General features: G+C 73.1%; 11 protein-coding genes. 4 read left to right on the forward strand and 7 right to left on the reverse strand.

Translation table 11 applies throughout. The features are described from left to right. The first annotated feature begins 56 nt into the window (after nucleotides 1-56). Nucleotides 57-1,397: a PP2C family protein-serine/threonine phosphatase gene (locus GGQ55_RS21865; RefSeq protein ID WP_179720379.1), complete on the forward strand. Its 1,341-nt coding sequence runs from the start codon at nucleotides 57-59 to the stop codon at nucleotides 1,395-1,397. Between the two features lie 196 nt (nucleotides 1,398-1,593). After that, nucleotides 1,594-2,499: a patatin-like phospholipase family protein gene (locus tag GGQ55_RS21870; RefSeq protein ID WP_179720381.1), complete on the forward strand. Its 906-nt coding sequence runs from the start codon at nucleotides 1,594-1,596 to the stop codon at nucleotides 2,497-2,499. 3 nt (nucleotides 2,500-2,502) lie between these two features. On the opposite strand, the gene GGQ55_RS21875 is transcribed toward GGQ55_RS21870, so the two are convergent. Continuing rightward, entirely contained in the window at nucleotides 2,503-3,036 is a 534-nt protein-coding gene (locus GGQ55_RS21875; protein WP_179720383.1) for a response regulator, read from the reverse strand. Beyond that, nucleotides 3,033-7,460 carry a HAMP domain-containing protein gene (locus tag GGQ55_RS21880; protein ID WP_179720385.1) on the reverse strand — a complete coding sequence of 1,476 codons (4,428 nt, stop codon included), beginning with the start codon at nucleotides 7,458-7,460 and terminating at the stop codon, nucleotides 3,033-3,035. The genes GGQ55_RS21875 and GGQ55_RS21880 overlap by 4 nt, the downstream gene beginning before the upstream one ends. Nucleotides 7,461-7,572: 112 nt before the next feature. Between GGQ55_RS21880 and GGQ55_RS21885 the strand changes: the two genes are divergently transcribed. Both GGQ55_RS21885 and GGQ55_RS21890 read left to right on the forward strand, forming a co-directional pair. Beyond that, complete coding sequence (locus GGQ55_RS21885) at nucleotides 7,573-9,609, forward strand: SpoIIE family protein phosphatase (protein WP_281371744.1); 2,037 nt, start codon at nucleotides 7,573-7,575, stop codon at nucleotides 9,607-9,609. A gap of 78 nt (nucleotides 9,610-9,687) precedes the next feature. Beyond that, nucleotides 9,688-10,020 (forward strand): STAS domain-containing protein, encoded by a 333-nt coding sequence (locus GGQ55_RS21890; protein WP_179720389.1) that lies wholly within the window; start codon nucleotides 9,688-9,690, stop codon nucleotides 10,018-10,020. Here the strand turns inward: GGQ55_RS21890 and GGQ55_RS21895 are convergent. From GGQ55_RS21895 to GGQ55_RS21915, 5 genes are all read right to left on the reverse strand, one after another. After that, nucleotides 10,017-10,415 (reverse strand): pilus assembly protein CpaE, encoded by a 399-nt coding sequence (locus GGQ55_RS21895; RefSeq protein ID WP_179720391.1) that lies wholly within the window; start codon nucleotides 10,413-10,415, stop codon nucleotides 10,017-10,019. The genes GGQ55_RS21890 and GGQ55_RS21895 overlap by 4 nt on opposite strands. Nucleotides 10,416-10,494: 79 nt before the next feature. Beyond that, nucleotides 10,495-10,878, reverse strand: a complete 384-nt coding sequence (locus tag GGQ55_RS21900; RefSeq protein WP_179720393.1) for a VOC family protein — start codon at nucleotides 10,876-10,878, stop codon at nucleotides 10,495-10,497. Nucleotides 10,879-10,929: 51 nt separating this feature from the next. Further along, complete coding sequence (locus tag GGQ55_RS27335; protein WP_179720395.1) at nucleotides 10,930-11,334, reverse strand: (R)-mandelonitrile lyase; 405 nt, start codon at nucleotides 11,332-11,334, stop codon at nucleotides 10,930-10,932. 14 nt (nucleotides 11,335-11,348) lie between these two features. Beyond that, nucleotides 11,349-12,359 (reverse strand): zinc-dependent alcohol dehydrogenase family protein, encoded by a 1,011-nt coding sequence (locus GGQ55_RS21910; protein ID WP_366489971.1) that lies wholly within the window; start codon nucleotides 12,357-12,359, stop codon nucleotides 11,349-11,351. Nucleotides 12,360-12,397: 38 nt separating this feature from the next. After that, on the reverse strand, nucleotides 12,398-12,727 hold the full coding sequence (locus GGQ55_RS21915; protein ID WP_218859380.1) for a carboxymuconolactone decarboxylase family protein: 330 nt from the start codon (nucleotides 12,725-12,727) through the stop codon (nucleotides 12,398-12,400). Between the last annotated feature and the right edge of the window lie 26 nt (nucleotides 12,728-12,753).

Consider the following 12,753-nt stretch of genomic DNA (forward strand, 5'->3'; position numbering starts at 1 on the left):
CGAGCGTTCGCCGCGCGGCACTGGGGTGTGCCCGTGGTCCGAGGAGGGGTGTGCCCATGTCGCGGTCGACCCCTCCGCACGGCGGCCCGCCCGATCCGTGGGACCGCGAGGCGCTGCTGCGCCGGGTGACCGAAGTGCTGGTCAGCACCCTGGAACCGGAGCAGGCGGCGGCCAGGCTGTGCGACCTGGTGGTTCCCGTTCTCGCCGACTGGGCGGTGGTCACCCTCATCGACGAGGCGCCGCGGTCGGGGCGTCGCCGCGCGCAGTGGCCGGTGGCCAGCCGGCACCGCGATCCGGCGCGGCAGGTGCTCGCCGAGAGCTACGCCCGGGCCCGGTTGGACGCCATCACCGACGACGCCCTGCTGCAGCGGACGATCAGGACGGGACGTCCGGAGGTGGTACCGGGGAACGCGACCACCGCCCTCCGGGCGATGCTGCGGCCGGGGCAGGCGCACGAGCTGCTGGAGGCCCTCGCCCCCGAGCACGTCCTGGTGCTGCCCCTCGTCGGCCGGAGCGGTGCCGTCGGTCTGTTGAGCCTGTTCAACGGCGCGGCCCGGGGACAGTTCGGGGCCGCGGACCTCGCGACGGCGTCCGACGTGGCGGCCCGTGCCGGGCTGGTGCTGGACAACGCCCGTCTCTACGACACGCAGCGATCACTGGCCGAGGCCCTGCAGCGCTCGATGCTCACCGCGCCTCCGACGATCGACGGCCTCGAGATCGCCGTCCGGTACACGCCCGCCGCGCGTGCCGCCGAGATCGGCGGCGACTGGTACGACTGCTTCGTCCAGCACGGCGGCTCCACGTTCGTCATCGGGGACGTCGCCGGGCACGACATCAGCGCGGCCGCGGCGATGGGGCAGGTGCGCACCCTGCTGCGCGGCATCGCCGTCGCGACCCAGGCCGGTCCCGGGCTGCTCCTCGACGCCGTCGACACCGCGATGGCCGAGCTGCAGGTCGCCGCTCTGGCCACCGCCGTCGTCGCCCACCTCAGTCCGCCCGAGGCGCCCACCGCCGACGGGTGGCGGGTGCGCTGGGCCAATGCCGGCCATCCGCCGCCGCTGCTCGTCCAGCCCGACGGCCGGGTCGCGCTGCTGGACACCGTCCCGGAGCTGCTCCTCGGTGCGGTACCCGACGTCGTGCGCACCGAGTCGGAGACCCTGCTGCAGCCCGGCGCCGTGCTGCTGCTGTACACCGATGGGCTCGTCGAGACGCCGGCCCAGTCGGTCGACGACGGCATCGCCCTGCTGCACCGCACGCTCACCGAGCTCGTCGCGGACGGCGGTGCGGGGCCGGGGACGCTCACCCTCGAGGAGCTGTGCGACGGCCTGCTCGACAGGGTCATGTCCACACCGCCCGAGGACGACGTCGCGCTGCTCGCCGTCCGGCCCTACCGCTGAACGGCGCGGCACCCGGATATCTCGTTGCGCCCTGCAACGCAGACGTGCGATGGTTCCGGCGATCGTGATCCGTCGGCAGGAGGTGAGCCCCGTGAACGCAGCGTCCGCAAGGGTGCTCCCTCGCAGTCCACGATCGCGCGGCTGACGTAGTCGCCACCGGGAGCGCCCGCCAGGCACCGAGCGATTGGCGACTCCCATGAACGCAACACCTTCCTCATCTCCGCACGTCTCCTCGACGACGGCCCGCGAACGGGCTCTGGTCCTCGGTGGCGGCGGCTCCTCCGGCAACGCGTGGTCGATCGGCGTCCTCGCCGGCCTGTTCGAGGCCGGGCTGGACGTGACCGGGGCCGACCTGGTCATCGGGACGTCTGCCGGAGCGACGACCGCCGCCCAGATCACCAGCGCGCCCGTGACCGACCTGTACGCCGCCACCCTTGCCGCGCCGCCCCCGCGGCGGCCCGGCGGTGCACCTGGTCCCATCGGGTCGCTGACCGACCACCTGGAGCGGACCAACCGGATCATCGAAGCCGCCGAGGACGCTGCGGACATGCGCCGCAGGATGGGCGCGGCGGCGATCGAGCTGGCCGCGGCGTCCAACGGCGGCTCGGCACGGTGGCGCGAGACCGTCGCCGCGCGGCTGCCCGACCCGCGCTGGCCGGAGCGGGCGGTGCACATCACCGTGGTCGATGCGCACACCGGCGAACCGCTCGTGCTCGACCGCGACAGCGGGGTCGAGCTGGTGGACGCCGTCGCCGCGAGCACCGCCGGCGGCCCCGCCTACCTCATCGGCGACCGCTGGTACATCGACGGCGGCTACCGGTCCGTGGACAACGCCGACCTGGCGGCCGGGTACCGGCGGGTGCTGGTGCTGTCACCCCTGGGCGGCAGATCGCGGCACCCGCGGGAGTGGGGGACCTACCTGGCCGCGCAGGTCGACGAACTGCGCGCCGGCGGCAGCAGGGTCGAGACGGTCCTCCCGGACAGCAACGCCCTCGACGCCTTCGGCGAGAACATGATGGATCCGTCCAGGCGTCCGCTCGCCGCCCGCGCCGGGCACGACCAGGGACGTGCCCTGGCCGAGCAGCTCACCGAAGGCTGGTGACGTTCAGAGCCCGCCGAGCGTCGCCCGGAGGCGCTCGACGAGCGTCGACGTGGCGGCGTCGGCGGGCTCGGTGGCGTCGAGCAGCCTCAGGGCCTCGTCCACCTTCTTGCGCAACGCGTCCCGCTCGGCGGCCCGTTGGGCGGCCTCGGTGTGCAGCACGTACAGGTCGACGAACACCGACACCTTCGACCGCAGCACCCACGGGTCGAAGGGCTTGGTGATGTAGTCGACCGCGCCCGCCTGGTAGCCGCGGAAGGCCATGTGCGGGTCGTAGTCGGCTGCGGTCAGGAACAGGATCGGGATGTGCCGGGTCCGCTCCCGCTGCTTGACGTGCTTGGCGGTCTCGAAGCCGTCCATCCCGGGCATGCGCGCATCGAGCAGGATGAGCGCGAAGTCCTTGACGAGCAGTTGCTTGAGCGCGTCCTCCCCGTTGGAGACGGCGACGACCTCGACGGGGAGGCCCTCCAGGATCGCCTGCAGCGCGAGCAGGTTCTCGCGCCGGTCGTCGACCGCGAGGACCCGGACGGGGGCGCTCATGCGCCGACTTCCCGGGCCGTCGCGGCCCCGTTGCCGGTCACCCAGGACGCCATGATCGTGAGCAGCTCGTCGAGGTCGACGGGTTTGGTGACGTAGTCGGTCGCCCCGGCGGCCAGGCTCGATTCCCGGTCCCCGGGCATCGCCTTCGCCGTCAGGAAGACGATCGGCAGCTCCTGCCACTGGGGGAGCGCCCGGATGCGGCGGGTGGTCGCGTTGCCGTCGAGGTCGGGCATCATCGCGTCCATCAGCACGATCGAGATCTCCGGATGCTCGGTGAGCAGGGCGATGCCGTCCAGGCCGTTGTCGGCGTAGAGGACCTCGAGCCCGTGCAGCTCCAGGGCGCTGGTCAGGGCGAAGACGTTGCGCACGTCGTCGTCGACGATCAGCACCGTGGTGCCCGACAGGTCCGGTACCGGGTGCACCGTCGACGGCGGCGCGGCGCGCAGGATCGGCTCGCCACGGTCCGCGACGGCCGGTGGCAGCTCGGCGGTCCGCCGGGCCGGGATCCCGGACGCCGTCGTGGTGACCGCCGGGGACTCGTCGGGCAGCAGCAGGGTGAACACCGACCCGACGCCCGGCTCGGAGGACACCTCGATCTTGCCGCCGAGCAGCCTGGCCAGCTCCTTGGAGATCGACAGGCCCAGCCCGGTGCCGCCGTACTTGCGGCTCGTGGTGCCGTCGGCCTGCTGGAAGGCCTCGAAGATCATCGCCAGCTTGTCGCCGGGGATCCCGATCCCGGTGTCGCGCACCGCGAACGTGACGACCGAGCCGGCGGCGTCCAGCGACGGCACCCCGTGCAGCAGGCCGGACGGCGCCAGGCCGACCTCCAGCGTGACGCTGCCGGCGGCGGTGAACTTGATGGCGTTGGCCAGGAGGTTGCGCAGGATCTGCTGCAGCCGCTGGGCGTCGGTCGTGATCGACTCGGGCAGCTCCGCCGCTGCCCCGACGTGCAGCTCCAGCCCCTTGTCCTCGGCCTGGACGCCGAACGCCTGCTCGACGTCGGCGCACACGTCGGCGAGGAGCACCGGGGCGGGCTCGATGTCCACGCGGCCGGCCTCGATCTTGGACAGGTCGAGGATGTCCTCGATCAGGTGCAGCAGGTCCAGCGCGGAGGCGTGGATGGTGCTGGCGAACTCGATCTGCTTCGGGGTCAGGTTCGAGTCCTGGTTGTCGGCGAGCAGCCGCGAGAGCAGCAGCAGCGAGTTCAGCGGGGTGCGCAGCTCGTGGCTCATGTTGGCCAGGAACTCCGACTTGTACTGGTTGGCCAGCGCGAGCTGCTGGGCCTTCTCCTCGACGCCGCGCCGTGCCGCGTCGATCTCCATGTTCTTGAGCTCGACGTTGCGGTTCTGCTCGGACAGCTGCAGCGCCTTCTCCTCCAGCTCCGCGTTGGTGCGCTGCAGCTCGGCGGACTGGTCCTGCAGCTCCGTGGTCAGCCGCTGGGACTGGGTGAGCAGCTGCTCGGTGCGTCGTCCGGCCTGGATCGTCGCGAGCGCCACGCCGATCGTGGTGACCAGCCGTTCCAGGAAGGTCAGGTGAAGGGCGGAGAACGGCGTCGTCGTGCCGAGCTCGATCACCCCCAGCGGTTCGCCCTCGAACAGGACGGGGAGCACGACGATCGCACCCGGTGCGACCGCGCCCGTCCCGGAGTGCACGTGCAGGTAGCCGGGAGGCAGATCGGTGACGACGATGCTCTGCTTGCTCATCGCGGCCTGGCCGACCAGGCCCTCGCCGAAGCGGTACTCCTGCGGCTGGTCCCCGACCGGGAGCGCGTACCCGGCGCACATCACCCAGCGGGCGGGCGCGCTCGCCTCGGCCAGGTCGTCGGGATCGGCGGCCAGGAAGAACGTGCCGATCTGGGCGCCGACCAGCGGCGCGACCTCCTCCATGATCATCTGACCGACGTCGCGGAGGTCGCGCTGGCCCTGGAGCAGCCCGCCGATCCGCGCGAGGTTGGAGTCCAGCCAGCCCTGCTCGGCGTTCTCGGCGGTGGTCTCGCGCAGCGCCACGATCATCTGGTTGATGTTGTCCTTGAGCTCGGCGACCTCGCCGAACGCCGCGACCTGGATCTGCTGGGTGAGGTCGCCGCGCGCCACCGCGGTCGAGACCGCCGAGATCGCCCGCAGCTGAGTGGTGAGCGTGCCGGCCAGCTGGTTGACGTTCTCGGTCAGGTCCCGCCAGGTGCCCGACACCCCGCGGACCTGGGCCTGGCCGCCGAGCTTGCCCTCGGTGCCGACCTCGCGGGCCACGCGGGTGACCTCGTCGGCGAAGGAGGACAGCTGGTCGACCATCGTGTTGACCGTCGACTTCAGTTCCAGGATCTCCCCGCGCGCATCCACGGTGATCTTCTGGCTCAGGTCGCCGCGGGCGACCGCGGTGGTGACCTGGGCGATGTTGCGGACCTGCCCGGTCAGGTTGGACGCGAGCTGGTTGACGCTCTCGGTCAGGTCCCGCCACGTCCCGGCGACGCCCTTGACCTGGGCCTGGCCGCCGAGCTTGCCGTCGGTACCGACCTCGCGGGCGACGCGGGTGACCTCGTCGGCGAAGGAGGACAGCTGGTCGACCATCGTGTTCACGGTCGACTTCAGTTCCAGGATCTCGCCGCGAGCATCGACGGTGATCTTCTGGCTCAGGTCGCCGCGGGCGACGGCGGTGGTGACCTGGGCGATGTTGCGGACCTGGCCGGTCAGGTTGGACGCGAGCTGGTTGACGTTCTCCGTCAGGTCCCGCCAGGTGCCCGACACCCCGCGGACCTGGGCCTGGCCGCCGAGCTTGCCGTCGGTGCCGACCTCGCGCGCGACGCGGGTGACCTCGTCGGCGAAGGAGGACAGCTGGTCGACCATCGTGTTGACCGTCGACTTCAGTTCCAGGATCTCCCCGCGAGCATCGACGGTGATCTTCTGGCTCAGGTCGCCGCGGGCGACCGCGGTGGTGACCTGGGCGATGTTGCGGACCTGCCCGGTCAGGTTCGACGCCATGTAGTTGACGTTGTCGGTGAGATTGCGCCAGGTGCCCGAGACGTTGGGCACCTGCGCCTGGCCGCCGAGCTTGCCCTCGGTGCCGACCTCGCGGGCGACGCGGGTGACCTCGTCGGCGAAGGACGAGAGCTGGTCGACCATCGTGTTCACGGTCGACTTGAGTTCCAGGATCTCGCCGCGGGCGTCGACGGTGATCTTCTGGCTCAGGTCGCCGCGGGCGACCGCCGTCGTCACCTGGGCGATGTTGCGGACCTGCCCGGTCAGGTTGGACGCGAGCTGGTTGACGTTCTCCGTCAGGTCCCGCCAGGTGCCCGAGACGTTGGGCACCTGCGCCTGCCCGCCCAGCTGCCCCTCGATGCCGACCTCGCGGGCCACGCGGGTGACCTCGTCGGCGAAGGAGGACAGCTGGTCGACCATCGTGTTGACCGTCGACTTCAGCTCGAGGATCTCGCCGCGGGCGTCGACGGTGATCTTCTGGCTCAGGTCACCGCGGGCCACCGCGGTGGCCACCTGGGCGATGCCGCGCACCTGCCCGGTCAGGTTGGCCGCCATCAGGTTCACCGCGTCGGTGAGGTTCTTCCAGGTGCCGGCCACGTCGGGCACCACGGCCTGGCCGCCGAGCTTGCCGTCGGTGCCGACCTCGCGGGCCACGCGGGTGACCTCGTCGGCGAACAGCCGCAGCGTGTCGGTCAGCGAGTTGATCGTCTCGGCCAGCTCGGCGACCTCGCCCCGCGCGGAGACGGTGATCTTGCGGGACAGGTCGCCCTCGGCGATGGCGGTGGCCGCCGAGGAGATCGAGCGCACCTGGTTGGTGAGGTTGCTCGCCATCGTGTTGACCGAGTCGGTGAGCGCCCGCCAGGTGCCGGCGACGCCGCGCACGTCGGCCTGGCCGCCCAGCCGCCCCTCCGTGCCGACCTCGCGGGCCACGCGGGTGACCTCGTCGGCGAAGGAGGACAGCTGGTCGACCATCCGGTTCACCGTGCGGCCGATGCGCCGGAACTCACCGCGCAGCCTGCGGCCCTCGATCTCCAGGGCCATGTGCTGCGACAGGTCGCCCTCCGCGACCGCGTCGAGCACCCGGGCGATCTCGGCGGTGGGGGCGGCCAGGTCGTCGATCAGGGCGTTCACGGCCTGCACGCCGCCCGCCCACGCGCCGTCGTAGAACTCCTCGTCGAGCCGCTCGGACATCCGTCCCTCGCGGCCGACGACCCGGCTGATCCGCAGCAGGTCGCGGCTGTGCCGCTCCTGCAGCGCCACCAGCTCGTTGAACTGCTCCACCACCTCGCTCGCCGGGCCCTCCCGGCGGGCCAGGCGGACGTCGAAGCGGCCGCGGCGCACCTGCGCCAGTCCCTGGGCGAGCTCGACCAGGAAGGCCTGGTCATCGGGCGGTTCCGCGGGGGACTGGGAGTCGGCGGAGACCGCCGGTTCTGCCTGCCGTGTCGCCGTCATGACCGCCTCCACCCGCCTACCCACCGTCGACGACCGAGAGGGCCGCCCTGCTCGGGCCCTTCCCGACCGACTGCAGCAGACTGCACCAGTGCCCGCTCGACTCGAGAGGCGGATGCGATTTCCGCCGGACATCCGGTCGGTCAGACGCGTCCGGCAGATGATCCACGACCTGCTGGCCGAACGGGCGGAGGCCGGCTCCGACGGGGACGTGCAGGGGTTCGTCGACGACGTCGTCCTGCTGGCCAGCGAGCTGTGCGAGAACGCCGTGCTGCACGCGGGCACCGCGTTCGACCTCGCGGTGGTGGCCGACGACGACGAGGTCACCGTGGCCGTCACCGACCGCGGCGCGGGCGCGTTGGAGCTGCACCTGGCCGAGCCGCGCCAGCGCTACGGCCGGGCGGCCACCCACGGCCGCGGCCTGTCCCTGATCTCGCGGCTGGCCACGACCTGGGGCACGCGGCACGACACCGACGGCCGGCACACCGTGTGGTTCACCGTCGCCCGCCGACCGGGGCCGGCCGCCGAGCCCGCGGACCCGGCGCCGGAGCACGAGCGCACCTGGTCGGCGGCCGAGGAGGCCCGCTGGCTGCTGCACGTGCCGGCGTCGCTGGCTCGCCGCCTGGATCCGGTCGACCTGGTCCGGGAGCTCGTGGCCCGGCTCCAGGACACGGTCGACGCGGTGGCCGTCGTGGTCGAGGTGGACCGCGGCGACGGTTCCGGGGCGCGCGAGCTGGCGCGCGCCGGCGTCCTCCCGGCCGACCCCGGGACGTCCCTCGAGGTGCCCCTGCCGAGCACGACCGGCCTGCAGGGTGCGATCCGGCTGGTCCTGCGCGAGGGCGCCGACGTCGCCCGCGCCCGCGAGCTGACCGAGCTGGTCGCCGGGCGGATCGCCATCACCGCCGAGGCGCAGTGGCTCCGCGAGGTGGACCAGCGCCGCCAGGCGTGGACGTCGTACCTGGTCGAGGCCAGCGAGCTGCTCGGCCAGTCGCTCGACCTCGACCTGACGGTCGCGCTCGTGCCGCAGCTCGTGGTGCCGCGGCTGGGCACGTGGTGCGCGGTGCTGCTGCCGGAGCCGTCGCGCCAGCTGCGCCTGGCCGCGATCGCGCACGCCGACGAGGACCGGCTGCCCGAGCTGCGCCCGGTGCTCGACCCGGGCGCCGTGCCGGGACCCCCACCGCAGCTGCGTGCCCGCCTCGCGGCGGCCCAGGGCGGTGCCGCGCCCTCCTGGTTCGCCGACCCGGTGGACGGCGTCGCGGTCGGGCTGCGGGCCTCCGGGGTGTCGATCGGCGTGCTGCTGGTGGGGCGCCCCGCAGGCCGCCCGCACACCCCCGAGGACCTGATGCTGGTCGACGACATCGCCCGTCGCGCCGCCCTGGCGATCCACAACGCCCGGACCGTCGGCGAGCACGTGCGCGTGTCGCAGACCTTGCAGGCCGCCCTGCTGCCCCGCGCCCTGCCGCAGGTGCCGCAGTTCGACTTCGCCGCGGAGTACCTTCCCGCGAGCACCGGCGCGGACGTGGGCGGCGACTTCTACGACGTCGTCGCGGTCGCCCCCGAGCGGTGGCTGGTCACCATCGGTGACGTGTGCGGCAAGGGTGCCAGGGCCGCGGCCCGCACCGGTGTGGTCCGCGACGTGCTCCGGGCGCTGGTGCGCGAGGGGCGCCCGCTCGTGCAGGCGATCGAGATGCTCAACGACGTCATGCTGGAGGCGGCCGATCCGCAGCAGTTCTGCACGCTCGCGGCGGTGATGCTGAGCCGGGACGAGAGCGACGGGCGCCCCGGGGTCGCGATGGACCTGGTGCTGGCCGGGCACGCCAAACCGGTCGTCGTCCGCGCCGACGGCACCGCCGAGCTGATCGGCCGGTTCGGCACCGCGCTGGGCCTGCTCGAGACCGTCGACCTGCACTGCACCCGGCACCAGCTGGCCGCGGGGGAGACGTTGCTGCTCTACACCGACGGCGTCACCGAGTGCCGTCGCGGGCCCGAGCAGTTCGACGAGAACCGGCTGCTCGGGGCGGCCGCCGCCGCGTCCGGGAGGAGCGCCGCGCGACTCGTGGCGGCCGTCCGCGAGGCCGCGCAGGACTTCGCCACCGACCCCCCGGGCGACGACATCGCCCTGCTCGCCGTGCGGGCCGAACCCTCGGCCTGAGCCCCGACACGCCGTGCCGGTGGCGACGCGGGGAGCGGGCTCTTGCCGCCCGACCGGGACGGTGATCAACTCCGGGGGGTGGACGCGGGCGTGGGGGGCCGGTACGGCTCGATCAGCGTGCGTCGCGAGGCCGGTGAGACGGTGCTGGTCCTGGCGGGGGAGATCGACGCCGCCGTGGTCACCGCGTTCGACGAGGAGCAGGGCTCCGACCCGGTGCCGGTGGACGCCATCGACGCCGGCGAGGTCACGTTCATCGCGTCGGTCGGCGTCGCGCTCCTGCTGCGGTGGGTCGAGGCGGGTCCGCCCGGCGGCCCGGTGCTGCGGCGCTCCTCGCCCCGGCTGGACCGCTTCCTCGAGCTGACCCGGCTGACCGACGTCTTCCGCAGACCGCCGGAACCGCCCGCCGGCTAGGACCGCAGCAGGTGGAGCAGCGCCCGGGCGTAGGCCTCGCTGGGGCTCGCACCCTCGTAGCCGCTTGTCGCGCCGTCGACCCGCAGCGTGACCCGGTAACCGTCCCCGGTGGGAGCGAGGCCGGCGAACGCCTCACCGAGCAGCTCGCGGAGCTGGTGCTCGGCCGGCACCCACAGCGCCTCGGACTGCTCGACGGAGTCCAGCGCCCACTCGGTGGTGCCGTTGAAGCCGATCACCGGCCCGGCGGGGAACTCGTGCACCTCGATCGTCATGTCCGAGAGCACGAAGACGTCGGAGTCCATCTCCCGGTCGGGCAGCACGAAGCTGTCGCCGCGGGCCGGTGTCCACTGCAGTCCGGCGTCGTGCAGGGCGCGTGCGAGCACGATCGAGAGCACGGCAGCATCCTGCGGCACGTCGGCCGGCCCTCGCTCGCGGGTCGTCGGGACGACGCGCGGAACCCTGGCCGGAACCGGTTCAGCGCTGGTCGCGCCGCAGCGGATGGTCCTCCGGCACCTCCACCACGGCGATCCGGACGCCGTCGGGGTCCTCGATCCACATCTCGACCAGCCCCCACGGCTCTCGCGCGGGAGGGCGGACGACCGGCACGCCGGCGGCGACGAGCCGGTCGTGCTCCGCGGCGATGTCGCGGACCTGCAGCCACAGGGCCAGCCCCACCGGTGGTCGCTCGGCCCGCCCCGAGACCTCGAGCAGACCGTTGCCGAGGAAGTAGACGACGCCTCGATGCTCCGGTGGGCCGAACTCCCGGTACACGGCCAGCCCGAGGGCGTCGCCGTAGAACGCGCGCGACCGGGCGGGATCCGACGGCCGCAGCAGGATGCGGCTGCTCAGCACCTCCATCGCCGCATCCTCCTCGGACCACGCGACTGGAGCACCGGGGGCGGCGCCGTCTCAGCCGTTCGCCTGCCGGTAGTCGTCGTCCGGCAGCGGCTCGAGCCAGGTGGTCGGGTCGCCACCGTCGGGCTTTCCCTCGAGCAGGGCCAGGTGGCTCATGAAGGTGTCGGCGGCGGCGCCGTGCCAGTGCTCCTCGTCGGGCGGGCAGACGACCGTGTCGCCGGCGCGCACCCGCACGACCGAGCCGTCCCGGGTGCCGACCAGGCCGACGCCCTCGGTGACGTGCAGGGTCTGGCCGACGGCGTGCCGGTGCCAGTTGGTGTGGGCCCCGGGGGGGAACCGGACCAGCGCGACGGTCAGCCGCGACGGTTCGGTGCCGCTGTGGATGGGCGTGACGTAGACGGTCCCGGTGAAGTTCGACGACGGGCCCTGGGCGGTGGGGTTGACGGTCCTGAGTTCCACGGGATCTCCTCCGGTCAGACGGTCAGCAGGGTCTTGACGGCGCGGCGCTCGTCCATGGCCCGGTAGCCCTCGGCCGCCCGGTCGAGCGGCAGGGTGAGGTCGAAGACCTTGCCGGGGTCGATGGCGCGGTCGCCGATCAGCTGGATCAGCTCGGGGAGGAAGCGGCGTACCGGGGCCGGTCCGCCGTGCAGGTGGACGCCGGAGAAGAACAGCTCCTCGCCGGGCAGCGAGACGCCATGGGCGACGCCGACGTACCCGACGTGCCCGCCGGCCCGGGTGGCGCGGATGGCCTGCAGCATCGACTCCTGGGTGCCGACCGCCTCGATCACCGAGTGAGCCCCCAGGCCGTCGGTCAGGTCCTTGATCCGTGCGACGCCCTCGTCGCCGCGCTCGACGACGACGTCGGTGGCGCCGAACTCCTTCGCCAGCTGCTGGCGCGGCTCGTGCCGGCTCATCGCGATGATCCGCTCGGCACCGAGCTGCCGGGCGGCCAGCACGCCGAGCAGCCCGACCGCGCCGTCCCCCACGACGGCCACGGTCGTGCCGGGACCCACCTCGGCGGCGACGGCAGCGAACCAGCCGGTGCCGAGCACGTCGGAGGCGGCGAGCAGGCTGGGGACCAGGTCGTCGTCCGGCATCCCCGGAGTGGCGACCAGCGTGCCGTCGGCCAGCGGGATGCGCGCGAACTGGGCCTGCGCGCCGGTCGGCGCGCCGGGCTGCCGGTGGACGCAGTGGGTCTGGTAGCCGGCGCGGCAGATCTCGCAGGTGTTGTCGCTGGCGAAGAAGGAGCCGACGACGAACTGGCCCGGCCGGACGTGCCGGACGTCGCTGCCGACCTCTTCGACGACGCCGACGTACTCGTGGCCCATCGGCCGCGGGCCGTCGATCTGCTCGATGCCGCGGTAGGGCCACAGGTCCGACCCGCAGACGCAGGTCGCGGCGAGCCGGATGACCGCGTCGGTGGGCTGCTCGATGGTCGGGTCGGGACGGTCCTCGACGCGCAGATCGCCGGGGGCGTGGAGCACTGCTCCTCGCATGGTGGGTGTTCCTCTCGATCGGTGGATCAGTTGCCGCGGAAGACCTGCCGGGCGACGGCCATCGCGGAGAAGGCCTTCGGCCAGCCGGCGTAGAACGCCAGGTGGGTGATCGCCTCGATCAGCTCGTCCTCGGGAACGCCGTTGTCCTTGGCGTACTGCAGGTGGAAGGTCAACTGCTCGGCGTTGCCGCCGGCGGTCAGGGCGGCGACGGTGACCAGGCTGCGGTCGCGCGGGGAGAGCCCCGGCCGCTGCCACGCATCGCCGAAGAGCGCGCCGTCGGTGAAGTGCACGAGCCCGGGGGCGAAGTCGCCGAACATGCGTTGAGCGCCGGAGGGTTCCTGGTCGTCATCGGTCACGGCTCCGAGCGAACGCCCCGCAGCGC

Origin of the sequence: Petropleomorpha daqingensis, assembly GCF_013408985.1 — a bacterium.
Taxonomy (GTDB): Bacteria; Actinomycetota; Actinomycetes; order Mycobacteriales; family Geodermatophilaceae; genus Petropleomorpha; species Petropleomorpha daqingensis.